The organism is uncultured Massilia sp., from assembly GCF_913773735.1.
GTDB lineage: Bacteria > Pseudomonadota > Gammaproteobacteria > Burkholderiales > Burkholderiaceae_D > Telluria.
The window spans coordinates 38,031-64,305 of sequence record NZ_CAJYEB010000037.1 but is presented as its reverse complement, the minus strand read 5'-3'; the positions used below and the strand labels follow the sequence as shown (position 1 = coordinate 64,305).

Annotated in this window: 21 protein-coding genes and 1 riboswitch; of the genes, 17 read left to right on the top strand and 4 right to left on the bottom strand. The window is 71.3% G+C overall.

The features are described from left to right. Positions 1-94: 94 nt before the first annotated feature. On the bottom strand, positions 95-3,856 hold the full coding sequence (locus tag QZ749_RS19120; protein WP_296949943.1) for an AAA family ATPase: 3,762 nt from the start codon (positions 3,854-3,856) through the stop codon (positions 95-97). After that, complete coding sequence (locus QZ749_RS19115) at positions 3,853-5,148, bottom strand: exonuclease SbcCD subunit D C-terminal domain-containing protein (protein WP_296949941.1); 1,296 nt, start codon at positions 5,146-5,148, stop codon at positions 3,853-3,855. The genes QZ749_RS19120 and QZ749_RS19115 overlap by 4 nt, the downstream gene beginning before the upstream one ends. Before the next feature lie 115 nt (positions 5,149-5,263). Here QZ749_RS19115 and QZ749_RS19110 point away from each other — a divergent pair, with 115 nt between their 5' ends. The 6 genes from QZ749_RS19110 (at position 5,264) to yiaA (ending at position 11,500) form a co-directional block, all read left to right on the top strand. Further along, the gene (locus tag QZ749_RS19110; protein WP_296949937.1) at positions 5,264-6,547 is read left to right on the top strand and encodes a winged helix-turn-helix domain-containing protein; all 1,284 of its coding nucleotides are present in this window, start codon (positions 5,264-5,266) and stop codon (positions 6,545-6,547) included. A gap of 145 nt (positions 6,548-6,692) precedes the next feature. Further along, positions 6,693-7,343: a hemerythrin domain-containing protein gene (locus QZ749_RS19105; RefSeq protein WP_296949932.1), complete on the top strand. Its 651-nt coding sequence runs from the start codon at positions 6,693-6,695 to the stop codon at positions 7,341-7,343. A gap of 94 nt (positions 7,344-7,437) precedes the next feature. Further along, positions 7,438-10,128 carry a DUF349 domain-containing protein gene (locus QZ749_RS19100; protein ID WP_296949930.1) on the top strand — a complete coding sequence of 897 codons (2,691 nt, stop codon included), beginning with the start codon at positions 7,438-7,440 and terminating at the stop codon, positions 10,126-10,128. Then, positions 10,125-10,586, top strand: coding sequence for a molybdopterin synthase catalytic subunit MoaE (gene moaE, locus QZ749_RS19095; RefSeq protein WP_296949927.1), 462 nt, complete (start codon positions 10,125-10,127; stop codon positions 10,584-10,586). The genes QZ749_RS19100 and moaE overlap by 4 nt, the downstream gene beginning before the upstream one ends. A gap of 21 nt (positions 10,587-10,607) precedes the next feature. Continuing rightward, complete coding sequence (crcB, locus tag QZ749_RS19090) at positions 10,608-10,991, top strand: fluoride efflux transporter CrcB (RefSeq protein WP_296949926.1); 384 nt, start codon at positions 10,608-10,610, stop codon at positions 10,989-10,991. Between the two features lie 83 nt (positions 10,992-11,074). Beyond that, positions 11,075-11,500: an inner membrane protein YiaA gene (gene yiaA / locus QZ749_RS19085; RefSeq protein WP_296949924.1), complete on the top strand. Its 426-nt coding sequence runs from the start codon at positions 11,075-11,077 to the stop codon at positions 11,498-11,500. A 6-nt stretch (positions 11,501-11,506) separates the two neighbouring features. Here yiaA and QZ749_RS19080 read toward each other — a convergent pair whose 3' ends face one another. Continuing rightward, positions 11,507-12,802, bottom strand: coding sequence for a chloride channel protein (locus tag QZ749_RS19080; protein WP_373896839.1), 1,296 nt, complete (start codon positions 12,800-12,802; stop codon positions 11,507-11,509). An 81-nt stretch (positions 12,803-12,883) separates the two neighbouring features. Further along, positions 12,884-12,963: riboswitch (Fluoride riboswitch) on the bottom strand. A 166-nt stretch (positions 12,964-13,129) separates the two neighbouring features. On the opposite strand from QZ749_RS19080, the gene clpB reads away from it, so the two are divergent. The 10 genes from clpB (at position 13,130) to QZ749_RS19030 (ending at position 24,079) form a co-directional block, all read left to right on the top strand. Further along, complete coding sequence (clpB, locus tag QZ749_RS19075) at positions 13,130-15,742, top strand: ATP-dependent chaperone ClpB (protein ID WP_296949922.1); 2,613 nt, start codon at positions 13,130-13,132, stop codon at positions 15,740-15,742. Positions 15,743-16,055: 313 nt separating this feature from the next. Next, positions 16,056-16,472: a VOC family protein gene (locus QZ749_RS19070; RefSeq protein WP_296949920.1), complete on the top strand. Its 417-nt coding sequence runs from the start codon at positions 16,056-16,058 to the stop codon at positions 16,470-16,472. Between the two features lie 229 nt (positions 16,473-16,701). Beyond that, positions 16,702-17,106, top strand: coding sequence for a cupin domain-containing protein (locus QZ749_RS19065; RefSeq protein WP_296949918.1), 405 nt, complete (start codon positions 16,702-16,704; stop codon positions 17,104-17,106). A gap of 7 nt (positions 17,107-17,113) precedes the next feature. Next, positions 17,114-17,914 (top strand): HpcH/HpaI aldolase/citrate lyase family protein, encoded by an 801-nt coding sequence (locus tag QZ749_RS19060; RefSeq protein WP_296949916.1) that lies wholly within the window; start codon positions 17,114-17,116, stop codon positions 17,912-17,914. After that, on the top strand, positions 17,911-18,840 hold the full coding sequence (locus QZ749_RS19055; protein WP_296949914.1) for a DUF6282 family protein: 930 nt from the start codon (positions 17,911-17,913) through the stop codon (positions 18,838-18,840). Before QZ749_RS19060 ends, QZ749_RS19055 begins: the two co-directional genes overlap by 4 nt. Then, positions 18,837-19,574 carry an NAD(P)H-dependent oxidoreductase gene (locus QZ749_RS19050; RefSeq protein WP_296949912.1) on the top strand — a complete coding sequence of 246 codons (738 nt, stop codon included), beginning with the start codon at positions 18,837-18,839 and terminating at the stop codon, positions 19,572-19,574. The genes QZ749_RS19055 and QZ749_RS19050 overlap by 4 nt, the downstream gene beginning before the upstream one ends. Before the next feature lie 67 nt (positions 19,575-19,641). Next, a complete protein-coding gene (locus QZ749_RS19045) occupies positions 19,642-20,466 on the top strand; it encodes an IclR family transcriptional regulator (RefSeq protein ID WP_296949910.1) in 825 nt (274 codons plus the stop codon). 51 nt (positions 20,467-20,517) lie between these two features. Next, the gene (locus QZ749_RS19040; RefSeq protein ID WP_296949908.1) at positions 20,518-21,441 is read left to right on the top strand and encodes a 3-keto-5-aminohexanoate cleavage protein; all 924 of its coding nucleotides are present in this window, start codon (positions 20,518-20,520) and stop codon (positions 21,439-21,441) included. Positions 21,442-21,540: 99 nt separating this feature from the next. Continuing rightward, positions 21,541-22,884 (top strand): MFS transporter, encoded by a 1,344-nt coding sequence (locus QZ749_RS19035; protein ID WP_296949906.1) that lies wholly within the window; start codon positions 21,541-21,543, stop codon positions 22,882-22,884. A gap of 124 nt (positions 22,885-23,008) precedes the next feature. Further along, positions 23,009-24,079 (top strand): porin, encoded by a 1,071-nt coding sequence (locus tag QZ749_RS19030; RefSeq protein WP_296949903.1) that lies wholly within the window; start codon positions 23,009-23,011, stop codon positions 24,077-24,079. Here the strand turns inward: QZ749_RS19030 and QZ749_RS19025 are convergent. After that, a complete protein-coding gene (locus QZ749_RS19025; RefSeq protein ID WP_296949901.1) occupies positions 24,025-24,450 on the bottom strand; it encodes a hypothetical protein in 426 nt (141 codons plus the stop codon). The two genes, QZ749_RS19030 and QZ749_RS19025, sit on opposite strands and share 55 nt — an antisense overlap. Positions 24,451-24,892: 442 nt before the next feature. Between QZ749_RS19025 and aceA the strand changes: the two genes are divergently transcribed. Then, positions 24,893-26,191 carry an isocitrate lyase gene (gene aceA, locus QZ749_RS19020; RefSeq protein WP_296949899.1) on the top strand — a complete coding sequence of 433 codons (1,299 nt, stop codon included), beginning with the start codon at positions 24,893-24,895 and terminating at the stop codon, positions 26,189-26,191. The last annotated feature ends 84 nt before the right edge of the window (positions 26,192-26,275 follow it).

Below are 26,275 nucleotides of genomic sequence, written 5' to 3'. Positions count from 1 at the left end.
AGGAAATTTGACCCCGGCCTGCGCCGGGGCGACGGGAAGGGGCGCATTGTAGCACCGCTCATTGCCTGACTCGTCGCCTCGCTGATCGCCCCGCTCATTGCACCGTCACTGCGCTGCTGCCCCCGCCGGCCGGCCGTACCAGCACCTTGGTCGCGATCCGTTCCGTCATCTCCTGCACGTGCGAGATCACGCCCACCTTGCGCCCCAGCGATTGCAGGGCGTCCAGCGCATCCATGGCCACGCCCAGCGTTTCGCTGTCCAGGCTGCCGAAGCCCTCGTCGATGAACAGCGACTCGACCTTGACCCGGTTCGACGACAGCGAGGCCAGTCCCAGCGCCAGCGCCAGCGAGACCAGGAAGCTCTCGCCGCCGGACAGGGAATTCACCGAGCGCACCTCGCCGCCCATGTCCTGGTCGCGCACCATCAGCGCCAGCGACGGGCCGGCCTGGCTGACGACGCGCTCCAGGCGGTAGCGCCACGCCAGGTGCGCCAGGTGCGTGTTGGCATAGCCGAGCAGCACGTCGAGCGTGAATTGCTGGGCGTAGTTGCGGAACTTCTTGCCGTCGGCGGAGCCGATCAGCTCCGCCAGCCTGGCCCAGCGGTCCTCGACGGCGCGCTGCCGCGCCAGTTCGGACGCCAGCGCGCTGGCGCGCTCGCGCCGGACGTCGTCCTCGCGCAGGCGCACCGCCAGCGCGGCGGCCGTCTCGTGCGCCCGCGCGCGCTCGGCCCGGACGGCATCCAGCGCCGCCGCGACCGCTTCCTGGTCCTGCGCCGGGGGGTCGTCCGGCGGGGAGTCCTCGTGCTGCTTGCGCTGCGCGCGCCGTTCGGCCAGCACGGCGCCGGCCTGGCGCGCGCCGGCGTCCAGTTCCAGCAGGGCGGCGCGTTCCTGGGCGATCCAGGCGCTGCCGACCTGCAGCAGGCGGCCCAGGTGGGCCTCGTCGGCGACCGGTTCCAGGCCAGGGTCGGCGCCGTCGAAGTCCTGCAGCCAGCCGGCCAGGCGCTCGCCGGCGCGCGCCAGTTCCGCCTGCAGGTCGGCGATGCGGCCGGCGGCCTGGGCCTGGGCCGCGCGCACCCGGGTTTCCAACTGGGCCGCGGCCTGGCTGGCGGCCAGTCCGGCCTGCACGTCAGCGCGCGCGGCCGTCACCGCCGCGCCCAGGGCCTGCTCGACGTCGACGACCTGGCGGCCGTCGAACAGGGCGCGGCGCTGCGTGCGCCGCGCCGAGAGGTCGGCGTCGACCCGTTCGTGCTCGGCGCGCGCCGCCCGCAGGCGCGCGGCCGCGCCCTCGGCCCGGCTGGACAGCGCCGCATGCTCGGCGTCCAGCGCGCCCATGGCGCCGGCCAGCTCGGCATGGCGCCGGGCGCGCTCGTTCCACTCGCCGGCCTCGAGGGCGCGCGCGCGGCGCCAGCCCTCGGGGTCGCGGCGCCAGGCATCCTGCCAGCCGTCGCCGGCGGCGTCGGCCAGCACCGGGTCGAGTTCGGCCAGCGCCTCGGCCAGCGCCTGGCGCGAGGCGTCGCGGCGCGCCTGCAGCGCGGCCAGTTCCGTGTCCAGGCGCGCCAGCTGGCCCTGGGCGGCCTGGGCCGCGTCGAGCAGGCGCGCATGTTCGCGGTTGGCGGCGTCCCAGGCCTGCTGGGCGCCGTCGCGCGCCAGCACGGCGCGGCGCAGGTCGCCGTCGCGCGCGTCGAGCGCGTCCAGGTCGGCGCGCAGCGCGGCCATGCCGGCCGCGAACCAGGGCCCGCGCGCGTCGCCCGCCGGCGCCTGCGCCGTCAGCGGGCTCTCGTCCCACTCGGCGTCGAGCTGTTCGAGCGTGCGCGCCAGCGCGGCGCGTTCGCGCGCCAGGCCGGCAAGGCGCTCGCCGGCCTGCTCGTGCGCCGCGCGCAGGTCGGCCTGGGCGTCGCGGTTGTCGCGCTGCTCGCGCCGGCGCGCCGCCAGCTCGCCGGACAGGTGTTCCAGCAGCGCGTGCAGGCGCTCGTCCTGGTGCCGGTAGGGGTGGTCCGCGCCGCCGCACACGGGGCAGGGCTCGCCGTCGACCAGGCGCGCGCGCAGGCTCTCGACGCCGCCGGCGCAGGCCAGTTCGGCCGCCTTCAGGGCGCGCTCGGCCTGGCCGACAGCGCCGTCCAGTGCGCCGCCGGCGGCGCGCGCCGCGTCCAGGTCGCGCGCGGCGTCGGCGCGGATCCTGTCCTGCTGCGCCGCCTGCGCATCCAGGTCTGCGAGGCGCGCGCGGCTGGCGACCAGCGCCTGCCAGGTCTGGTCGAGCGAGGCCAGTTGCGCGCGCCGCGCTTCCAGCGCGCGCCGCTCGGCCAGCAGGGCGTCGGCGTCGACGCCGGCCAGCGCCGCGAGCGCCTGCCGGCGCGTGGCCTCACGCACGTCCAGCAGTGCGATCGACGCCGACAGCGCGGTCGCGGTGCGCTGGGCGCCCTGCGCGGCCTGCTCGGCGGCGGCCCTGGCCGTGTCCAGCGCGGCGGCATTCGCTTCATCCTGGCGCGCGTTGGCGCCCGCCTGCTGCAGGCGCTGGTCCCAGCGCGCCCACTGCACGGCCAGCGGCTCGCGCCGGCGCTGGGCGGCGAGCCAGGCGCCGACCTCGGCCAGCGCGTGCCGGCTGGCGTCGCGCTGCGCCGTCTTGGCGCGCAGCGCCTGCTCGGCCTGCGCCGCGTCGCCGGCGGCGCTGTCGAGCGCCTGGCGCGCGCCGGCATGGGCCGGGGCCAGCGCCTCCAGGGCCGCGTCGAGCTTCTTGGCCGCGTCCAGGTCCGGCTTGGCGGCCTGCTGCGCGTCCTCGGCCGCTTCCAGGCGGCGCTCGGCTTCCATCAGCCCGCGCGCGGCGGCCTGCTGGGCGTCGAGCGCGCGCGCCAGTTCGCGTTCGCCGCCGGCCAGCTGGGCCTGCACCTGGCGCTGTTCGCCGTCCAGGCGCGCCAGGTCGGCGACCAGCGCGCGCGCCGGCTGCACGGCGTCCAGCGTGGCCAGGTGGCGCCGCCGGCCGGCGGCCGCGTCGACCTCGGCGGCGGCGGCGGCCAGCGCGGCCTCGGCCTGCGCCTCGCCGCCGCGCAGGCGTTCCAGTTCCTGGTGCCAGCGCAGGCGCCGCTCCAGCGCGTCGCGGCGGGTGTCGGCGTCCCGCAGCGCGGCCTGGGCCGCGGCATGCTCGTCGTCCAGCGCCGTGCGCTCGGCGGGCGCCAGCGGCGCCTGGTCCTGCAGGCGCGCCGTGATGCGGCGCAGCGCTTCCTGTTCCTGGCGCCAGCGTTCGAAGGCGCGGCGCGAGATGTCGCTGTAGACGGCGCTGCCGGTCAGGGTCTCGAGCAGTTCGCCGCGCTCGTTCTCGTCGGTGCGCAGGAAGGCGGAGAACTCGTTCTGGGCCAGCAGCACGGAGCGGGTGAACTGTTCGAACGACAGGCCGATGCGGCGCTCGACCTCGGCCAGCACCTCGGTCTTGGTGCCGCCCAGCGGCTGGCCGGCGGGCAGCGCCTGCAGGCTCATGGTCGAGGGCTGCAGCGCGCCCGAGGCGCGGTTGCGCGAGCGCCGCACGCTCCAGCGCGCGCGGTAGCGCTGGCCGTCGTTGCCGATGAAGTCGACCTCCGCATGGGCTTCGGTGGCGCCGCGCCGCAGCAGGGTGCGGCGGTCGCCCACCGACAGGGTCTCGGCGCCGACGTCGGGCAGGTAGTTGCCCACGCGCGGCCCCTTGACCAGGCGCGGCGTGGCGTCGTACAGGGCCAGGCACAGGGCGTCGAGCAGGGTGCTCTTGCCGGCGCCGGTGGGGCCGCTGATCGCGAACAGGCCCGACGACGCCAGCGGTTCGCGCTCGAAGTCGACCTCGAACGCGTCCGCCAGCGACGCCAGGTTCTTGCCGCCGATGCGCAGGATCTTCATGCAGCCTCCCGCGCGCCGTCGCCGCGTTCGCCGTCCTGCGGCAGCAGCAGCTCGGCGAAGGCGGCCAGCTGGTCGTCGGGCGCGTCGGCGCCGAAGCGCTGCTGCCACAGGCGCCGGAAGATGTCGTCCGGCTGCAGCTGGGCCAGCTGGTCCAGGCTCAGCGCCGGCTCGATCCCGGCCGTGGTCGTCACGCGCCGGGTCGGCTCGATCTTGGCCAGACGTACCGGCTTGCCTTCCAGCGCCGCCTCGACCTGGGCGCGCAGGCCCGGTTCCGGGCCGTCCAGCAGCACGCGCACTTCGAGGTAGGGCCAGGCGTGCGCGGGCAGGTCGTCCGGCAGGTCCAGGTCCGCCAGGGCGGCGAGCACGTCCGGAAGCGGCGCCGGCGCGGGCGGCACGCGCAGCAGCGCGACGGCGCGCGGCACCGGCAGCGCCTCGATCACGGCCGGGCCGGCGCCGTCCAGGTCGACGCGCAGCACCTGGTGCCGGTAGCCGACTTCGGCGAACGACAGCGGCAGCGGGCTGCCGCTGTAGCGCAGGTGCTCCTGCCTGCCGACGCGCTGGGCCAGGTGCAGGTGGCCCAGGGCCGCGTACGCCACGTCGGGCGCGAACAGCGAGGACGGCAGCGCCTCGCTGCCGCCGATGACGATGCGGCGCTCGGAATCCTGCGACGGCTCGCCGCCCATCATGTGGCAGTGGCCCATCGCGACGATCGGCTGGCCCGGCGCGGCGCGCATGCGTGCCAGCGCATGGGCGCGCTGGTACAGCAGGGCGGTGCCGGCCAGGTAGGCGTCGAAGGCGTCGTCGTCCGCGCCCTCGGGCGGCGGGTCGCGCGGTACGTCGCGCGGCACGTCGCCGGGGCGCAGGAAGGGGATGGCGACGCACCAGGCCGCGACCGCGCCGTCCTTGCCGCTCAAGGGCACCAGCAGGCGTTCCAGGTCGATCTCGCCGTCGGCGCCGCGCGTCACGTGGCCGACGACGCGGGTGCCGTGGGCTTCCAGCAGCGGCCCCGGCGCCTCCAGGCGGCCGGCGGAATCGTGGTTGCCGGCGATGATCACGATGTCGAGCTGCGGCTTGCGCGCGCGCGCCTGCTGCAGGAAGCGGTACAGCTGGCGCTGCGAGGCCGCCGACGGGTTGGCGTTGTCGAACACGTCGCCGGCGACCAGCAGGGCATCGGCGTCCTGTTCCACGATGGTGTCGAGCAGCCAGTCGAGGAAGCACTGGTGTTCGTAGGTCCGGTCGAAATTGTGCAGGGTCTGGCCGAGGTGCCAGTCGGAGGTGTGCAGCAGCCGCATGAGAGAGTATGTTGGATGCAACGGGAGGATGAGCACTATAGCGCAGACGCCGCATGCCTGACAAAGTTCCGGCGGATAGCGGCAACAATGTCGAAACGTCACTAGAATGGGAGCAATGAACGAACCCATCCTGACCATCGGCGCCGCGCGCGCCCTGCACCTGGCGGCCCAGGGCATGCTGCGCCCGCAGCGCACCCGGGCGCGCAAGGACGACGTGCTGGCCGCGATCCGGCGCATGGGCGTGCTGCAGATCGACACCATCAGCGTCGTCGCCCGCAGTCCCTACCTGGTGCTGTGGAGCCGCCTGGGCGACTACGATCCGGGGTGGCTGGACGCGCTGCTGGCCGAGGGCCGGCTGTTCGAATACTGGGCGCACGAGGCCTGCTTCATCCCGATCGAGGATTACGGCCTGTACCGCCACCGCATGATCGACCCCGGCGCGCTCGGGTGGAAGTTCGCGGGCGCCTGGATGCGCGAGCATCCCGACGAGGTCGAGCGCGTGCTGGAACACATCCGCGCCGGCGGCCCGGCGCGCTCCGCCGATTTCGAGCGCACCGACGGCCAGGGCGGCGGCTGGTGGCAGTGGAAGCCGGAAAAGCGCGCGCTCGAGGTGCTGTTCACGGCCGGCCGCCTGATGATCGCGCGGCGCCAGAACTTCCACCGCGTCTACGACCTGGCCGAGCGCGTGCTGCCCGGCTGGGACGATGCGCGCATGCCGTCCATCGAGGCGACCCGGCGCGCCTTCGCGCTGCAGGCGGTGAAGGCGCTGGGCCTGGCGAAGGCGGCCTGGATCCCGGACTACCACCGGACCCGGCCGCCGCACCTGCGGCCGCAGGCCCTGGTCGACGCCGGCCTGCTGCTGCGTGCCCGCGTCGAGGGCTGGAAGGAACCGGTGTTCGTGCACCCCGACCATGCGGCGCTGCTGGAGCGCGCCGCCGCCGGCACGCTGGCGCCAACGTCGACGAGCGTGCTGTCGCCGTTCGACCCCATCGTCTGGGACCGCCGGCGCGCGCTGGAACTGTTCGGCTTCGACTACCGCCTCGAATGCTACACGCCGCTGGAAAAGCGCCGCCACGGCTATTTCGCGCTGCCGCTGCTGCGCCGCGGGCAGCTGGTGGGCCGCGTCGACGCCAAGGCGCACCGCAAGGCCGGCGTGTTCGAACTCAAGTCGCTGGCGCTGGAGCCGGGCGTGCGCGCCAGCGAGCGCCTGCTGCGCGACCTGGCCGGCGCGCTGCGGCGGTGCGCGCGCTGGCACGGCTGCCCGCAACTGGCGCTGGCGCATGCGCGGCCGGAGGCGGTGGCGCCGGCGCTGCGGGCGTTGCTGGAAGAGGGAACGGACGCCGGCCAGGGGCCGACCGACTTTGTTATAGATCAAACGCCAACCGGTGTGCCTCCTTAACATAGGACTCTTTCGGGCCGACGACGAATCCAGAATCCCCCAGGCCCGGCCCATCGACATTCCCCGCCCACCTTGCCGGGACGACGGCCGCGCCGGCCCATCGCCCGGCGCGGCCGGGCGTTGGCGAACGACCAGAGGAGACCCGATGCTGACTTCGACCTACACCCTCGTTGCCCTGTCCATCGAACAGGCCACGGCGCGTACCGTGCTGCAGGCGCTGCTCGACGCGCTCCACGCGCTGCCCGGCGACGTGTCCTCGCTGGTGCCGGCGCGCGCGGCGTCCCTGTGCGGGATGTTGCGCCAGGCCTACGACGACTGCCACTGGCGCAAGCTCGACAAGTTCGTCGTGCCGGCGCTGCGGCGCGGCACCGGCGCCGCCGATGCGCTGCTGGGCGAGCTGGAAGCGCTCAGCGCCGAGGCGGCCGAGGCGATGACGGCGGCCGAGGCCTGCGTCGGCGACGGCGCCGCGCACCGCGTCGTGCCGCGCGCGGCCTTCCACGCGGCCGTCGAGCGCAGCGTGGCGGCGCTGCGCCTGCGGCTCGAGCGCGAGGAGCGGGAACTGTTGCCGCTGGCGCGCGGCGCGGTCGGCGGCGATGCCTGGTTCGCGATCGCCAACCAGATGCTGGCGCACGACGCCTGGCAGCGCGAGCGGCGCGCGGTGCCGCGGCGCGCGGCGCCGGCGGCGGTGCCGGACGACCCCGCCGGGCCCGGGGGCCGCGTCCTGGCGGCGGCCATGCGCGACGGCGCCCAGCCGGAACCGGGCTGGCGGCGCCAGGCGCTTGCCGTCGTCCACTGACGGCGCCGGACATGGTGCCGCACGCGCCAGCCCGGTGGCGCGAAGCCATCAGGGTTCTTTGCTATGATGGCGATTTTGGAAGTGCGATTTCATCATGTTCGAATTCCTGTTCAAGCGGCCGGGCGACAACAAGCCCGGCGACAAGGCGGCTGCGCCGCCTGCCGACTCCGCCGCGGCGGACGCGTCCGCAGGGAGCGCGTCGGCATCCAGCGCCCAGCGCGCAAAGCAGGCTGAAGCGTTGAGCCGGATCGGCGGCGACGAAGCCGCCGCGGTGGAATTCATCCTCCAGTGCGAATTTTCCGAATTGCGGCTCGCCGCCGCCGAGTTCGTCCATACGCCGGAGCGGCTCGAGCGCGTCCACGCCGCCATGCGCAATACCGACCGCCGCGTCGCCAAGCTGATGCAGGCGCGCCTCGATGCGCACCGCCACCGCGAAGCCGAGCGCCGCCGCGCCGGGACGACGCTGGACCAGGCCCGCGCCCTGCTGGCCGAGGCCGCGCCCACGCCGAACCAGGTCGCCGAGCTCGACCGTAAATGGTCGGTGATCGACGCGCCCGAGCTGCAGCCCGATTTCCAGGACGTGCGCGCCGCCCTGGGCGCGCGGCTGGAAGCGCAGGTGAACCTGCAGCGCGCCATGATCGACCGCCTGGCGGCGCTGCGCGCGCTGGCCGGCGCCGTCGGCGAGCCTCTTGCGGCGGCCGAGCTGGCCGCGCGCATCGACGCGCTGGCCCAGGCCCAGGCCCAGGCGCTGCAGTCGCCCGAGTATGCCTCGCTGCCGCGCACGCTCGTGGCCGAGTTCGGCGTCGAGCACCAGAAACTGCTGGCCGGCCTGCACGTCGTCGAGGCGGGCCAGGCCGCGCTGGCCGCGCGCACCGCGTTCCTGGAGGCGCGCCAGGCCGTGCCGGTCGCCGAGCTCGACCAGGATGCGCTGCGGCGCGACTGGAAGGCGCTGCCGGCGCTGCCGGACACCGAGCAGGGGGCCGCACTGCAGCGCCGCTTCGACGCGCTGCTGGCCACGCTGCCGCAGCCGGAGCCGCGCAGGCACCGCGACGGCCGCGAAGGTCGTGAAGCCCGTGAAGGCCGCGAGGAGCCGCGCGCGGCCAAGGCGGCGCGCCCGGCGCAGGACGGCGCCGCGCCGGAACAGCGCGCCCGGCCGCGCGGCGCCGACCAGCACTTCCTGGACACCATGGATGCGATGGAAGCGGCCCTGCAGCAGGGCTCGCTGGGTTCGGCCGCCGAGTTCGACAAGGCGCTGAAGGAAGCGCGCGACAAGGGCATGCGCCTGACCCCGGCGCAATCGGACCGCCTGGCCCATGTGCGCGCCGAGCTCAAGCGTTTGTCCGACTGGGCGCGCTGGGGCGGCAACGTGTCGCGCGAAGAACTCATCAAGACGGTCGAGGCCCTGCCCACGCAGGGCCTGTCGATGAGCGAGCTGGCCAAGAAGGTGGGCAGCATGCGCGAGCGCTGGAAGGCGCTCGACAGCCTGTCCGGCGCCGCGCCGAAGAGCCTGTGGGAACGGTTCGACGCCGCCTGCACGACCGCCTATGCGCCGGCCGCCGCCCATTTCCGCCACCTGGCGGACGAGCGCCACGCGAACGCGGCGCGCGGCCAGGCGCTGGTCGACGAGGCGAACGCCGAGGTCGCGCGCCTGCGCGACGGCAGCGCCGACTGGAAGCACGTGGCCGGCACCGTGCAGCGCCTGCGCCTGGCCTGGAGCCACCTGGGCGCGATCGACCGCAAGGACAAGAAGCGCCTCGACACGCTGTTCGCCGATGCGCTGAACGTGCTGCAGGGGCCGCTGGAACAGCAGCGCAAGGGCGAGATGGCCGAGCGCGAGGCGATCATCGAGGAAGCCGCGGCCATCGACCCGCACGACCGCCATGCGCTCGACGCCATGCGCGCGCTCCAGCAGCGCTGGCAGGAGCATGCGCGCGCGCTGCCGCTCGAGCGCAAGAGCGAGCAGGCGCTGTGGCAGCGCTTCCGCGCCGTCTGCGACGATGTGTTCCAGCGTCGCAAGGACACCATGCACGAGGCCGACATCGAGCGGCGCGCCCACGAGGCGGCCAAGGAAGCGATCAGCGCCCGGCTGGAAGCGGCCGCGCAGCAAGCCACCCCGGCCAGCGCCGGCAAGCTGCTGCGCGAGGCCCAGGCCGAGTGGCAGGCGATCGGCCCGGTGCCGCGCGCCCACGAGGCGCGGGTGGAAAAGCGCTTCCACGCCGCGCAGGCGCTGGTGCAGCAGCATGCCGACCAGGTGCGCCGCGCCGCTGGCGTGGCCCAGGCCGGCAAGCTGCGCGACAAGCTGCGCCTGGTGCAGGAACTGGAGCGGGCGGTGGCGGGCCAGCCGGATGCGGGCCAGCAGGACGCCGGCCAGGACTGGGAAGCACGCTGGCAGGCGCTGCCGGCGCTGGATGCGGCGCTGGACGCGGCCCTGCGCCGGCGCTTCGAGGCGGCCCTGGCCGCGCTCGGCGGCGACGCCGCCACCCGCGGCGCCCACGCCGCGCTGCTGGAGCGCAACCGCGATGCGCTGCTGCACGAACTGCTGCGCCTGGAGATCGGCGCCGGCATCGACAGCGGCCCGGAATTCGCGCGCGAGCGCCTGAAACTGCAGGTCGAGGTGCTGCAATCCTCGCTCGGGTCCGGGCACAAGTCCGGCAAGCCCGGCCGTGGCGGCGACGAGGGCGCGGCCGCCATCGTCCAGCTGGCCGGGCTGGCCGCCCTGACCGATGCGCGCACGGCGTCGCGCATCGAGCACCTGGCACTGCGCCTGGCGGGAGGCGGCAAATGATCGAGGTCAGGGTACAGACCGGCGACTTCGACCTGGGCGCCGAAGTCGCGCGCTTGCGCGCCGGCGACGCCCGCATCGGCGCCGTGGTCACCTTCGTCGGCACGGTGCGCGACATGAACGACGGCGACGCGGTGGCCGAGCTGGAACTGGAACACTATCCGGGCATGACCGAGCGCTCGCTGCAGGACATCGTCGAGCGCGCGCGCGCGCGCTGGCCGCTGTACGGCGCCCTGGTCGTGCACCGCGTCGGGCCGATGCTGCCGCTCGACCAGATCGTGCTGGTCGCCTGCAGCGCGGCGCACCGCGGCGAAGCCTTCGCTGCCTGCGAGTTCATCATGGACTACCTGAAGACCGACGCCCCGTTCTGGAAGAAGGAACAGACCCCGAACGGCGCGCGCTGGGTCGACGCCCGCGTCAGCGACGACGCGGCCCGGGCCAAGTGGGCCGTCGCCGGATGACGCGCGCATGATGATGCTTGCATGAACCAGCCGCTGGCCTGGATCGCGGTCGGCCTCGGCGCCGCCCTCGGCGCCTGGTTGCGCTGGGCGCTGTCGGTGTTCCTCGGCCACCTGCACGCGCACGTGCAGCTGGGCACGCTGGCGGCCAACCTGGTCGGCGGCTACCTGATCGGCGTGGCGCTGGGCTTCTTCGGCGACCACGCGTCGCTGGCGCCGGCCTGGCGCCTGTTCATCATCACCGGCTTCCTCGGCGGCCTGACCACGTTTTCCAGTTTTTCCGGCGAAGCCATGGTGCTGCTGCAGCGCGGCGACTATGGCTGGGCGCTCGCGCACGCCGCGCTCCACCTGCTGGGCTCGATCGGCTTTTGCATCGCGGGATTCGCTACCTGGCGTGCCATCGCCTGATCCCCAAGCGTGCTCTGCTTGACATCAAGATGGGCGTATTGCAATCTGGCAAAGTCTTATCTTTTCTTTAATCGGAGAACAGCATGAACCAGCAGATGTCCGCGCGTCCCAGCACTGCCTTCGTCGGCGCCTCGTGGGGCGCCATGCTCGTCGGCGCGGCCGCCTACCTGATCGGCCTGTGGAATGCGCAGATGCAGCTGAACGAGAAGGGGTATTACCTGACGCTCCTGCTGTACGGCAGCTTCGCCGCCGTCTCGCTGCAGAAGACGCTGCGCGACCGCGTCGAGGGCTTGCCGGTCACCGGCATGTACGTGGGCCTGTGCTGGATCTCGCTGCTGGCCGCGATCGCGCTGCTGGCCATCGGCCTGGTCAACGCCACGCTGATGCCGAGCGAAAAAGGCTTTTATGCGATGTCCTTCGTGCTGACGCTGTTCGCCATCGTCGCCGTCCAGAAGAACGTGCGCGACCTGGCCGCCGCCGGTCCGAAGCCGCTCGCCGACCAGGCCTGAGCCGGTTCATCGGCCGGAGGGCGGCAGGTCGCCCAGCCTGGCGTCCGGCGGCATCGCGCGGTGCTTGCCCTGGCCGATGCGCTGGGCCCGGTAGATGCCCGTGTGGCCCGAGCACAGGTAGGCCAGTACGCAGGCCACGGCCGCATACACGCCGACGTCCGCGCCGAACAGTTCGATGGCCATCAGCGTCGAGGCGATCGGGGTGTTCGCCGCTCCGGCGAACACGGCCACGAAGCCGAGCCCGGCCAGCATCGGGAACGGCAGGTGCAGCAGCGGCGCCAGCGCATTGCCCAGCGTGGCCCCGATGAAGAATAGCGGCGTGACTTCGCCGCCCTTGAAGCCGCTGGCCAGCGAGGCGATCGTGAAGGCCATCTTGCCGGCGAAGTCGTAGGGCGCCAGCGGCCGCACGAACGCGGCCTGCAGCGTCGGCAGGCCCAGCCCGAGGTAGCGCTCCCCATCCAGCATCCAGGCCGCCGTCGCGACGGCGATCCCGCCGGCGAAGGCGCGCAGCGGCGCCCGCGGCAGCAGCCGCCGCATGGCGGCGCCCAGCCGATGGGCGCCGGCGGCGAACAGGCGGCCCGCCAGGCCGAAGACGGCGCCCGCCACCATCGTCGCCAGCAGGGGCCAGGGCGCCGGCGCCGGCAGCGCCGTCATGGCGTAGTGCGCATGGTGCGCGCCCCAGGCCAGGCAGGCCCGGTCGCCGACGATGGCCGCCGCCAGGCAGCCCAGCAGCGCGTCGTAGCGCATGCGTCCCAGCGCCAGCACTTCCAGGCCGAACACGGTGCCGGCCAGCGGCGTGCCGAACACGGACGCGAAGCCGGCGCCGATGCCCGCCGTCAGCAGGATGCGCCGGTCGTCGTGGTGCAGGCGCAGCCGGCGCGCCAGCGCGGCCGCCAGCGCGCCGCCCATCTGCACCGCCGTGCCTTCGCGCCCGACCGAGGCGCCGAACAGGTGCGACACGACCGTCCCGCCCAGCACCAGCGGCGCCATGCGCAGCGGCACCTGGCGTCCGGGATCGTGGATGGCGTCGATCAGCAGGTCGTTGCCGGCGCCGGCGTTGCCGCCGATGCGGCCGTAGACCCAGGCCACGGCGGCGCCGGCCAGCGGCAGCAGGGCGAGCAGCCACGGATGCGCCGCGCGGGCGGCGCCGGCCCGGTCGAGGGCGCGCAGCAGCAGGGCCGAGGCGGTGCCCGCCAGCAGGCCGGCGAGGCAGCCCAGCAGCAGCCAGCGGACCAGGTAGCGGGGGAGCGGGAGGGGGAGGGGGCGGGCGGGCAGCCCGGTCGGTGCGTCTGCGGTCATCATGTCCTCGTTCGTTGCGGGCGGACATGCGGGAAGCGGCAGGCGGCAGGCAGGGCGCGCGCCTGCACCTCCCGGATGTCCGGGATCGGTGCAGGCATCATCAGCCCGGGTGGGCGGTTCGGCCCGATGCGCGGGCCAGGAAGCATGCCATTTCCAGCCGCTATTCTAGCCCGGATACCCGGAGCGTTGACAAGGCGTGCGCTCGCGCGCCGGCGGGAGGCGTACTGTCTGCGGGATGTTCCCGTGCTACGTCGATATCTTGAAAAGCCGTAACACCAGCCTTACATTGGTTTCAACCTGAACACCAACCTTTTACTAGGGGCAATCAATATGCGGCAAGATAAATTGACGACCAAGCTCCAGGAAGCCCTGGCCGACGCACAAAGCCTGGCCGTCGGCAACGACAACCAATACATCGAACCGGTGCACCTGCTGGCCGCCCTGCTGAACCAGGACGACGGCGGCGCGCGTTCGCTGCTGCAGCGGGCCGGCGTGAACGTCGGCGCCCTGCAGAACGCGCTGCGCGGCGCGTTCGAGCGCCTGCCGAAAGTCAGCGGCACCGGCGGCGACGTGCAGGTGGGGCGCGAGCTGGTCTCCCTGCTGAACCTGGCCGACCGCGAGTCGCAGAAGCGCGGCGACCAGTTCCTGTCCAGCGAGATGGTGCTGCTGGCGCTGGTCGAGGACAAGTCCGACGCCGGCCGCCTGGCGCGCGAGAACGGCCTGACGAAGAAGTCGCTGGAATCGGCCATCGCCGCCGTGCGCGGCGGCGAATCCGTGAATTCGCAGGACGCCGAAGGCCAGCGCGAGGCGCTGAAGAAGTACACGCTCGACCTGACCGAACGCGCCCGCATGGGCAAGCTCGATCCCGTGATCGGCCGCGACGACGAGATCCGCCGCGCGATCCAGGTGCTGCAGCGCCGCAGCAAGAACAATCCGGTGCTGATCGGCGAGCCGGGCGTGGGCAAGACCGCGATCGTCGAGGGCCTGGCCCAGCGCATCGTCAACGGCGAGGTGCCCGATTCGCTCAAGGGCAAGCGCGTGCTCTCGCTCGACATGGCCGCGCTGCTGGCCGGCGCCAAGTTCCGCGGCGAGTTCGAGGAGCGCCTGAAATCGGTGCTCAAGGAACTGGCGCAGGACGAGGGCCAGACCATCGTCTTCATCGACGAGATCCACACGATGGTCGGCGCCGGCAAGGCCGAGGGCGCGATGGACGCCGGCAATATGCTGAAGCCCGCGCTGGCGCGCGGCGAGCTGCACTGCGTGGGCGCGACCACCCTGGACGAGTACCGCAAGTACGTCGAGAAGGATGCCGCGCTGGAGCGCCGCTTCCAGAAGATCCTCGTGGACGAGCCGAGCGTGGAGGCGACCATCGCCATCCTGCGCGGCCTGCAGGAAAAGTACGAGCTGCACCACCAGGTCGAGATCACCGACCCGGCGATCATCGCCGCGGCCGAGCTGTCGCACCGCTACATCACCGACCGCTTCCTGCCCGACAAGGCGATCGACCTGATCGACGAGGCCGCCTCCAAGATCAAGATCGAGATCGACTCCAAGCCGGAAGTCATGGACAAGCTGGACCGCCGCCTGATCCAGCTGAAGATCGAGCGCGAAGCCGTCAAGAAGGAAACCGACGAGGCCTCGCAGCGGCGCCTGGACCTGATCAACGACGAGATCGCGCGCCTGGAACGCGAGTACAACGACTACGAGGAAATCCTCAAGGCCGAGAAGGCGACCGTGCAGGGCACCACGCACATCAAGGAAGAGATCGAGCGCATCCGCCTGCAGATGGAGGAAGCCAAGCGCCAGAGCAACTGGCAGAAGGTCTCCGAGCTGCAGTACGGCCGGCTGCCGGAACTGGAGCAGCAGCTGAAGGCCGCCGAGGAGGCGGCCACGGCCGAGCAGACCGGCGACAAGCCGCGCCTGCTGCGCACCCAGGTGGGCGCCGAGGAGATCGCCGAGGTCGTGTCGCGCGCGACCGGCATCCCGGTGGCGCGCATGATGCAGGGCGAACGCGACAAGCTGCTGCACATCGAGGAAAAGCTGCACGAGCGCGTGGTGGGGCAGGACGAGGCGATCGTCGCCGTGTCCGACGCGATCCGCCGTTCGCGCGCCGGCCTGGCCGACCCGAACCGTCCGTACGGCTCGTTCATGTTCCTGGGCCCGACGGGCGTCGGCAAGACCGAGCTGTGCAAGGCGCTGGCGAACTTCCTGTTCGATACCGAGGAATCGCTGATCCGCATCGACATGAGCGAGTTCATGGAGAAGCATTCGGTGGCCCGGCTGATCGGCGCGCCCCCGGGCTACGTCGGCTACGAGGAGGGCGGCTATCTCACCGAGGCGGTGCGGCGCAAGCCCTACAGCGTGATCCTGCTCGACGAGATCGAGAAGGCGCACCCGGACGTGTTCAACGTCCTGCTGCAGGTGCTCGACGACGGCCGCATGACGGACGGCCAGGGGCGCACGGTGGATTTCAAGAACACCGTGATCGTGATGACGTCGAACCTGGGTTCGCACAAGATCCAGTCGATGGACAGCGACGAGCCCGAGGTGGTGAAACTGGCCGTGATGGCCGAGGTGCGCGGCCACTTCCGCCCCGAGTTCATCAACCGCATCGACGAGATCGTGGTGTTCCACGCGCTCGACGAGAAGAACATCGGTTCGATCGCCAAGATCCAGCTGCGCGGCCTCGAGCAGCGCCTGGCGAAGATGGAGATGCGCCTGGATATCTCCGACGCGGCCCTGCAGAAGATCGCGGAAGCCGGCTTCGATCCGGTGTACGGCGCCCGTCCGCTCAAGCGCGCGATCCAGCAGCAGATCGAGAATCCGCTGTCGAAGGAAATCCTGTCCGGCCGCTTCGGGCCGAAGGACACGATCCGCGTCGATGCGAAGGGCGAGCGGCTGGTGTTCGAGGGAGGGGACGCGGCGGTCGACCTGGCGAAATAAGCCGTCCGACCCGTCGCTCCGCCGTCCCGCCGCCCCGCCGCCCCGTCGCAGGACGGGGCCCAGGTTTGTGCTGCCGTAACGCGTGCAAATCGGGCCCCGGCCTGCGCCGGGGCGACGTTGTGTTGGGGGTGGCTATTGCATTCGAGCTCACTCCCGTTTTATGATTCCAGTGCTGCCTCCCGGCAGCCGTAAGCGTTTACGTCAACCAACGCCCATTGGACCATGCCGCGCGCGCGGGCAGTCCGGGGGCGTTCGCGTTTCCGGTCCGCTTGCATCGTGTGGCATGGCTTCGCACCGTAACCGGAGCCATCGCATGCCTACCCTGAACCACACGATGAAACTCAACCACCTCAGCTTTCCCTCGCTCGATGTCGACGCGACCGCGTCGTTCTTCGCGCGCCACCTCGGCGGCACCGTCACGCCGATGGGCACCAGCGCCGTCGTCAAGCGCCACGATGCCGATATCGTGATCGAGGACGCCACCGGCCGCCGCGTCGACTGGCCGGAAAACTTCCACATCGGCTTCGAGCTGCCCACGGCGGCCGACGTCGCGCGCCTGCACGACGAGTTCCGCGCCGCCGGCGCGCGCATGACCACCGGACTGATCAGGGCGCCGCGCGGCTCGCGCTTCTTTTGCGAGATCCCCGGCGGGGTGCTGGTCGAGATCCATACCCGCGAGGATGCGGCCGCGCCGTATCGCGCGTCCTTCGGGCTGGCGCCGGCCGCCTGAGTCGTTGTCCTGAGCCTCGCGCCGGCGCGCATCCCGCGCGCCGGCGTCCTGCCGAACCCCGTCGCCGGCGCCGCCGGCGCACCCCTCCCGCTTCCTTCTCCTCGTGTATTCCTGTCTCCCGGCGCGTCCGCCAAATCGGTTGACAAGCCATTTTTTGCCTTCTACACTGTAATCACTGACGAAACAGTGTTTCGACAGGCGAAACAAAACAGAAAACATGGAGATACGGATGACAGCGAAAACGAAGATGTACAACTGGAACACGCTGCCCCGCGAAGTCGTGCGCAAGGGTGTCGAGCGCGTCGGCTACCGCGGCGACAACGCCATGGTGGTGATGAACTTCGCGACCCCGGGCATGGACCTGCGGCCGCACCAGCACGATTTCGAGCAGATCGCCATCTGCGTGCAGGGCCGCATGAACTACTACGTCGGCGACGAGAAATTCGAGATGGTGCCGGGTTCGATGGTGCGCATCCCGCCGCACACCATGCACTACGCCGAGCCGGTCGGCGACGAGGTGGTCTACAACCTCGACCTGTTCGCGCCGATCCGCGCGGACTACAAGCACCTGGTGGCCTATCAGGCCGGCGAGTTTCCGGAAGCGCAGCCGGCGGCCGGCGGCGCTGCGCCCTGAGGACGCGATGGACGCCTCCGCCAGCTTCCGCCAGCGCCTGCGCGCGCGCCAGGTCCTGTTCGGCACCTTCTTCAAGACGCCGTCGCACCAGCTCGTCGAAGTGCTGGGCGGCGCCGGCCTGGACTTCATCGTCATCGATGCCGAGCACGCCCCGTTCGACCGCGCCGCCCTCGACGCCTGCCTGCTGGCCGCCCGCGCCGGCCGGCTCCCGGCCCTGGTGCGCGTGCCCGCCGATGCGCATGCGCTCAACGCCCAGGCCCTGAACGCGCTCGACCTGGGCGCCACCGGCATCGTCGCGCCGCATGCGCGCCGCGCCGCCGACGTCCAGGCCGTCGCCGCCGCGGTGCGCTACCGCGGCGGCGCGCGCGGCTTTTCCAACTCGCCGCGCGCCGGCGACTACGGCCGCATCGGCATGCGCGAACACATCGACCGCGCCGACCGCGACAGCGTCGCGATCTGCCAGATCGAAGACCGCGAGGCGATCGAGGACATCGAGGCGATCGCCGCCCTGGACGGCGCGGACTGCCTGTTCATCGGGCGCGCCGACCTGGCCGTGTCGTACGGCGTGGACGACGTCGCGCACCCGCTGGTGCGCGCCGCGGTGGAGGCGGTGTGCGCCGCCGCGCGCCGCCACGGCCGGGCGGTCGGCATCCACATCGGCCATGCCGACGAGGCGCGCGACTGGCACGCGCTGGGCGTGAGCCTGTTCGTCGTCGGTTCCGACCAGTCGCTGCTGCGCGCGGCGGCGGCGGGGCTGCGTCGGCCGCTCCAGACATACCAGACCAACGATTCCAAGGAGACATCATGAACAGCCCGATTCCCGGATGGCGCGAGCGCGATCCCGAACTGTCCCGGCGCCTGATGCAGGGCGCGATCGACCTGCACTGCCATAGCGGCCCGTCCGTCATGCCGCGCTACTGCGACCACCACGAGGCCCTGCACGAGGCGGCCGAGGCCGGCCTGCGCGCGTTGCTGATCAAGGACCATTATTATTCGGCGACGCCGGTGACGGAGATGCTCAACAAGCATTACCGCCACCTGAACGTCGAACTGTTGTCCGGCGTGCCGCTGAACAACCAGGCCGGCGGCCTGAACCTGTATGCGGTCGAGCACGGCATCGCCCTCGGCGCGCGGCTGGTGTGGATGCCGACGTTCTCGTCGGCCAACCATATCGCCCACCACAAGGCCGACGCCAACTTCAAGTTCCCCAGGTCGGACAAGCGCATGATGGCGCCCAGCCCGCTGACGGTGCTCGACGCCGACGGCCGGCTGCTGCCGGAAGTGCTGCCGATCCTCGACATGATCGCCGAGAACGACGTCGTGCTGTCGTCCGGGCACCTGCACATCAGCGAGATCTGGCCGCTGTTCGAAGAAGCGAAGCGGCGCGGCGTCAAGCGCCTGCTGACCAACCACCCGACCTACATCGTCGACGCCGGCCTGGACGACATCCGCCGCCTGGTGGACATGGGCGTCTACATCGAGCACTCGATGTGCATGTTCGCCGAGAACTCGAAGTTCAAGTTCTACGATCCCGCCACGCTGCGCGCGCTGATCGAGGCCGGCACCGTCGAGCGCACCATCCTGGGGTCCGACCTCGGCCAGGCCGGCAATCCGAAGATCGCCGACGGTTTTCGCAACGTCATCGAGATCTGCCTGGACCTCGGCTACAGCGAGGACCAGGTGCGCCGCATGACCTCGACCAATGCGGCCGAGCTGATGGGGCTGGCGCCATGAACGTCCTGATCGTCCACGCGCATCCGGAGCCGACGTCCTTCGTCGCGGCGATGACGGCGCGCGCGCGCGCGGCGCTGGAGGAGGCCGGCCACCGCGTGCAGGTGTCCGACCTGTACGCGGAGGGTTTCGATCCGGTCGCGGGACGGCACGACTTTCGCAGCGTGGCCGATCCGGCGCGATTCCATTACCAGACCGAGCAGGAGCACGCCAGCCGCCACGACGGCTATGCCGACGACCTGCGGCGCGAACAGGCGCGGGTGGCCGCCGCCGACCTGCTGCTGTTCGTCTTTCCGCTGTGGTGGGGCGGCATGCCGGCGATCCTCAAGGGCTGGTTCGACCGCGTGCTGGCCTACGGTTTCGCCTACGCCGACGGCAAGCGCTACGACAGCGGCTTTCTGCGCGGACGGCGCGCCCTGCTGGGCATCGCCACCGGCGGCACGGCGCAGCGCTTCACGCGCGATGGCAGCTACGGCGACATCGAGCAGGTGCTGCACGGCGTGCGCCGCTGCATGCTGGAATACCTGGGCCTGGAGGTGGAGGCGCCGTTCGTCGCCTACGCGGCGCCACGCGTCGACGACGAGGAACGCGCGCGCATGCTGGCGGCCTGGCGCGCGCGCGTGACCGCGCTCGCGGCGCAGGCCGCCGCCGCGCCGCAGCCGGACGCCGGCGCGCGCCTGCGCCGGGCGCAACTGGCGGTGCAGGGCGACACGGCGCAGTGGACGCTGGCGCGCTGAACGCGGAGGAGGCGAGGGGCGCCGCAGCACGTATACTGGCGACCTTTCACTTTTCCGGGCACAGCAAATGACGAACGACAGCAAGGAGAACGACGTGGGCGCCGGCGACGGCACGGCGGCGGTTGCGGAGACGGCGGCGGGCGGGGTGCAGGCGGTGGTGTTCGCGCTGAACATCCTCGAATTCATGGCGCGCCAGAGCGAGGCGATCGGCGTGACCGAACTGGCCAACGCCTTCGGCACGACCAAGAGCCGCATCTTCCGCCACCTGCGCACGCTGCTGCTGCAAGGCTACATCGTGCAGGACGACGCGGGCCGCTACAAGGTCGGGACGCGCCTGGTCGCGCTCGGCAACGCGGTGATGCAGAACTTCGACCTGGTGCAGGTGTCCGCGGTCACCATGCGGGCCCTGCGCGACAAGGTCGGCAGCTCGGTCGTGCTGTGCCATGCGGAAGCCGAGGGCGTGCGCGTGCTGTCGGTGGTGCAGGGGCAGTCGCAGATCGAGATCACGGTGCGCCCCGGCTCGCTGATGGGGTTCCACGCCAGCGCCCAGGGCAAGGTGTCGCTGGCGTACGGCCCCCCCGACGTGCTGGCGCGCCTGCTGGCCGGTCCGCTGAAGGCGCATTCGCCGCAGACCATCGTCGACCCCGGCCAGCTCAAGGAAGAGCTGCTGCAGGTCCGGCGCCAGGGCTGGGCCAGCGCGCCGAACCAGGCGGTGACGGGACTGAACGCCGTGGCGGCGCCGTTGTTCGACGCCGCCGGCGTGCTGATCGGCACGCTGGCGGTGGTGGATTCGGTGCAGTTCCTGCCGGAGCCGCCGCCGGAAGACTTATTGCAGCAACTCACCCGTGCGGCCCGCACGATTTCGAGCAGCCTGGGCTACATGGCGCGCTAGCGGGAGCGGCGCAGGCGGGTTGCCCGATGCTCCCGAGGAGATAGGGACGAGATGAAGAAAACGATCATTACCTGCGCCGTCACCGGTGCCATCCACACGCCGTCGATGTCGCCCCACCTGCCGGTCACGCCGCAGGAAATCGCCCGGGCGGCGATCGACGCGGCCGCCGCCGGCGCGGCCATCGTGCACCTGCACGCGCGCGACCCGCGCACCGGCCGCCCGAGCCAGGACGTGGGCCTGTACCGCGAGATCCTCGCGCCGATCCGGGCCGCGTCCGCGGTCGTGCTGAACCTGACGACGGGCGGCTCGCCGACCATGGCGCTGCAGGAGCGCCTGCAGCCGGCGCTGCAGCTGGCGCCGGAAGTGGCGTCGCTGAACATGGGCACCATGAACTTCGGCCTGTACGAGATGCTGAACCGCTTCAAGGCGTTCCGCCACGACTGGGAACGGCCCTACCTGGAAAACAGCGACGACCTGATCTTCCGGAACACCTTCCGCGACATCGCGACCATCCTCGCGTCCTGCGGCGCCAACGGCACCCGCTTCGAGATCGAGTGCTACGACATCGGCCACCTGTACACGGCCGCGCACTTCATGGACCGCGGCCTGCTGCGCGGCCCGCTGCTGATCCAGTCCGTGTTCGGGCTGCGCGGCGGCATCGGCGCCCATCCCGAGGACGTGATGCACATGCGCCGCACGGCCGACCGCCTGTTCGGCGACGACTACGTCTGGTCGGTGCTCGGCGCCGGGCGTCACCAGATGCCGGTCGCCACGATGGCGGCCGCGATGGGCGGCAACGTGCGCGTCGGCCTCGAGGATTCGCTGTGGGACGGGCCGGGCCGGCTGGCCGCCAGCAGCGCGGTGCAGGTCGCGCGCATCCGCGCCATCCTCGAGGGCCTGTCGCTCGAGGTGGCGACGCCGGACGAGGCGCGCGCCATGCTCGGCCTAAAGGGCGGCGCCGCCGTCGGCTTCTGACGTACCGCGCCGGCGCCGACCCGGCGCCACGCAGGCACGAGAAAAAACAAGAACGCCCGCGGCCGCAGGCCGGACGGGCAATCCACACGGAGACACACCATGCACCTGCTTGACCAGACCAGCTTCGCGGCTCCCCGCGAGGCGCGCTGCTACAACAAGATCGCGCTGCGCCTGCTGCCGTTCCTGATCCTGCTGTACGTCATTTCCTTCCTCGACCGCGTCAACGTCGGCTTCGCCAAGCTGCAGATGGCCGCCGACATCGGCCTGAGCGACGCCGCCTACGGCCTGGGCGCCGGCATCTTCTTCTTCGGCTACTGCATGTTCGAGATCCCCAGCAACCTGCTGCTGCAGCGCTTCGGCGCGCGCTTCTGGATCGCGCGCATCCTGGTCGTCTGGGGCGCGATCTCGATGGCGATGGCCTGCGTGTCCTCGCCCGGCATGTTCTACCTGTTCCGGTTCCTGCTCGGGGTGGCGGAAGCCGGCTTCTATCCAGGCATCATCCTCTACCTGACCTATTGGTTCCCGGCCCGGCTGCGCTCGCAGGTCAGCGCGCTGTTCTTCCTCGGCATGCCGGTGGCGGTGGTCATCGGGGCGCCGCTGTCGGGCTGGATCATGAGCACCTTCGCCGGCCACCTGGCGCTGGCGGGCTGGCAGTGGATGTTCATCGTCGAAGGCCTGCCGGCGGTGCTGCTGGGCATCGTCTGCTTCTTCTACCTGGACAATGGCCCCGCCACGGCGACCTGGCTGGACGCGGACGAGAAACGCGTGGTGGTGGACGAGCTGGCCCAGGAGGCCAGGACGCAGCAGGCCGGCGGCGCCGGGCACAAGTTCGGCCACGTGATGAAGGACCCGAATGCCTGGCTGCTCGCCTTCGCCAACTTCACGCTGCTGGCCGGCCTGTACGGGGTCACGTTCTGGCTGCCGCAGATCGTCAAGGACCTGGGCGTGAAGAGCCTGGCCGTGAACGGCCTGATCACGGCGATCCCGTTCGGCCTCGGCGCCGTGGCGATGATCCTGGTCGGCAAGCGCTCGGACCGCAGCGGCGAGCGCAAGTGGCACATGATCCTGTCCGCGCTGGCCGGCGCCGGCGGCCTGGTGCTGAGCGCCACGTTCTCGGGCAATATCCTGCTCTCGCTGCTGGGCCTGTCGCTGGCGACGGGCGGGATCCTCGCCTCGTTCGCCGTGATGTGGACGCTGCCCTCGCTGTTCTTCGTCGGACCGGCCGCCGCGGCCGGCATCGCCCTGATGGCCACCGTCGGCAACCTGGGCGGCTATGCCGCGCCCTGGATGCTGGGCGCGGTCAAGCAGGCGACCCAGCGCCTCGACCTCGGGCTCGTCGTGCTGGCCGGCGTGATCGTGCTCGGCATGCTGGCGGCGCTCGCGATGCCCAGGCTGCGCGGCCCGCGGCCCGCCGCCGCCGCCGCGGCCGTGCGCCGCACCTGATTCCCGGGGCCGCCCGCCGGCGGCGCGGCCCCGTACCGCCGTCCCATTCCGATCGACCGCACGGCGCCGCCGTGCGGCGCGGGCCCCGTCGCGCCCGCGACGAACCACATCCAACGGAGACACCATGGTCCAGTATCCCGGTGCAGGCGGCCCGCTGCCGCGCGCCGCAACCATCGCATCCATCGCATCCGCCGCGTGCATCGCCTGCACCGCATCCGCCGCATCCGCCGCGTCCGCGCAGGAGTCGGTCCAGGTATTCGGCGTCATCGACACCTTCCTCCAGGCCACCCACACCGGCAGGAGCGTCGCCACCGCCATCGATTCCAGCGGCCTGTACGGTACCCGCTGGGGCATCAAGGGCAGCGAAGACCTCGGCGGCGGCCTGCGCGTCGAGTTCGTGCTGGAACAGGGCTTCAAGTCCGATACCGGCGCGTCCGCCGACCCGGCGCGCATGTTCTCGCGCCAGTCCTGGGTCGGCATCGGCGGCGCCGCGGGCCAGTTGCGCATCGGCCGCCAGAATGCCCTGATGTTCCTGAACGAAGGCCGGCTCGATGCCTTCGTCGGCGCGTCGATGGGGTCGGGACTGAACAACTTCTCGACCTACACGGTGCGCACCGACAAGACCGTCTCGTATTTTTCGCCGGCGTTCGGTCCGCTGCGTTTCCAGCTGTACTACGGCTTCGGCACCAGCGGCGGCGCCAGGTCGGCCAACGGCAGCTATTCGGGCGCCGTCAACTACGATCGCGACAAGCTGCACCTGGCGCTGGTGCACCAGGCCGTGCGCAACGCGCTGGACACGGACACGCAGAAGGCCTGGTACGCGGGCGGCAGCTACGAGTTCGGCAAGGTGACCGCCTATGCGGTCTACCACCGGGCCAAGGCGGTGGCGGCGCAGGTCGACAAGGACGTCGTATCGCTGTCCGCACGCTATTTCCTGACTGCCGCCACGAGCGTCGGCGCCGGGTATTCCTGGCTGAAGGACAACGGCAGCCGCCGCAGCGACGCGGCCCAGCTGGGAACCATCCTGGTGCACCAGCTTTCCAAGCGTACCCAACTGTACGCGACGCTGTCCTGGCTGGACAACCGCAACGTCGGCAACTACACCCTCAACGGCGCGGCGGTCGCCGGCCTGCCGCTGGCCTACCCTGGCGCCGACGCGCGCGGGCTGCAACTGGGCATCGTGCATTTTTTTTGAATGTTCCGGCCGGCGCGGCGTCCCGCCGCGCCGAGCAGCAGGAGGCCGGCGCCCAGCAGGAGGCTGGCTTGCGGTTCCGGCACCGAGCCGATGCCGGCGCGCAGCGGCGCTGGCGGTGCGCCGCCGTCGGGCGTCGTCGACGGGACGCCCGCCGGGAGCGGTCCGACGTCGGCCGCGCCGATGCCGAGCGTGGCGGACAGGAGGTCGGCGTCGTCGGCCGGCAGCTCGCCGCTGGACAGCGTGAGGTCGACGGGTTGCCCGGTGGCCGCGGCGTTACGCAGCAGGGGGTCGTCGAACGGCGCGGCGCGCGCCGCGATGGCGAAGGACGCCAGCAGGAAGCACAGCAGGGCTGCGCGCAAGAGCAGGCTCATGGGTTTTCTCCTTGTCCACGGCGTGGGCGGGACCGGCCCCTCGCGTCCTGCGAGCGGGCCGGATACGGATGAGTCATGGGCGCAAGACTATGCTTGACGCGCGGGCAACTCTGTTAGCTGGCTAACCCAGCGAGCGTAACAGTCTGTGTCGTCCGGTTTCCCGCTCGGGCGGCCACGCGTTGCGGTGCGGCGTCGATTTTTCATCATGCGAAAAGATGTTCTCAGTATATGAAAAGCGCTCGGCCGTGCGCGCCGTCCTGCGTCCCATTCTGAGAAATATTCTTTCACATCATGGAATTAATAAATTAAGTCATTGATTTCAATGGCTATAAAAATGCTCCTGTGTCTTATATAAGAGTGGTTGTGCCGTGCACGAACAGGCCTATCATGATGTCAACGCCGCACGCTTTCCAACCTACTTTTTTTCAATCGGGAGAACACCATGGCAACTCGTGAACAGCAAATCGCCGCACTGCAGCAGGACTGGGACAGCAACCCGCGCTGGAAGGGCGTGGTCCGCAACTACACGGCCGAGGACGTCGTCCGCCTGCGCGGCTCGGTGCAGATCGAGCATTCGCTGGCGCGCCGCGGCGCCGAAAAGCTGTGGAACCTGGTCAACGAGGAACCGTACGTCAATGCCCTCGGCGCCCTGACCGGCAACCAGGCCATGCAGCAGGTCAAGGCCGGCCTGAAGGCGATCTACCTGTCGGGCTGGCAGGTCGCCGGCGACGCCAACCTGGCCGGCGAGATGTACCCGGACCAGTCGCTGTACCCGGCCAATTCGGTGCCGATGGTCGTCAAGCGCATCAACAACACGTTCCAGCGCGCCGACCAGATCCAGTGGTCGGAAGGCAAGGACGACATCGACTACTTCGCGCCGATCGTGGCCGATGCCGAGGCCGGCTTCGGCGGCGTGCTGAACGCCTACGAGCTGATGAAGTCCATGATCGAGGCGGGCGCGGCCGGCGTGCACTTCGAGGACCAGCTGGCCTCGGTCAAGAAATGCGGCCACATGGGCGGCAAGGTGCTGGTGCCGACCCGCGAAGCCGTCGAGAAGCTGACGGCCGCGCGCCTGGCGGCCGACGTGATGGGCACGCCGACCCTGGTCATCGCCCGTACCGACGCCGAGGCGGCCGACCTGCTGACCTCCGACGTCGACGCCAACGACCAGCCGTTCTGCACCGGCGAGCGTACCGTCGAGGGCTTCTTCAAGGTCAAGCCGGGCGTCGAGCAGGCCATTGCGCGCGGCCTGGCCTATGCGCCGTTCGCCGACCTCGTGTGGTGCGAGACGGGCAAGCCGGACCTGGCCTTCGCCAAGCGCTTCGCCGAGGCGATCCATGCGAAATTCCCGGGCAAGATGCTGGCCTATAACTGCTCGCCGTCGTTCAACTGGAAGAAGAACCTCGACGATGCCACCATCGCCAAGTTCCAGAAGGAACTGGGCGCCATGGGCTACAAGTTCCAGTTCATCACGCTGGCCGGCTTCCATGCGCTGAACTACAGCATGTTCAACCTGGCGCACGGCTATGCCCGCCGCGGCATGTCGGCCTTCGTCGAACTGCAGGAAGCGGAATTCTCCGCGGCCGACCGCGGCTTCACGGCGGTCAAGCACCAGCGCGAGGTCGGTACCGGCTACTTCGATGCCGTCACCCAGACCATCCAGCAGAACCAGAGCTCGACGACGGCGCTGCACGGTTCGACGGAGGACGAACAGTTCTTCGACGAGAAGAAGGTCGCCTGAGCGTCTTCGTTTCCTCCAGGGCGCCGCAAGGCGCCGGGCCGCAGCGCGCGCAAGCCGCTGCGGCTTTTTTTATTGTTCCGGCCG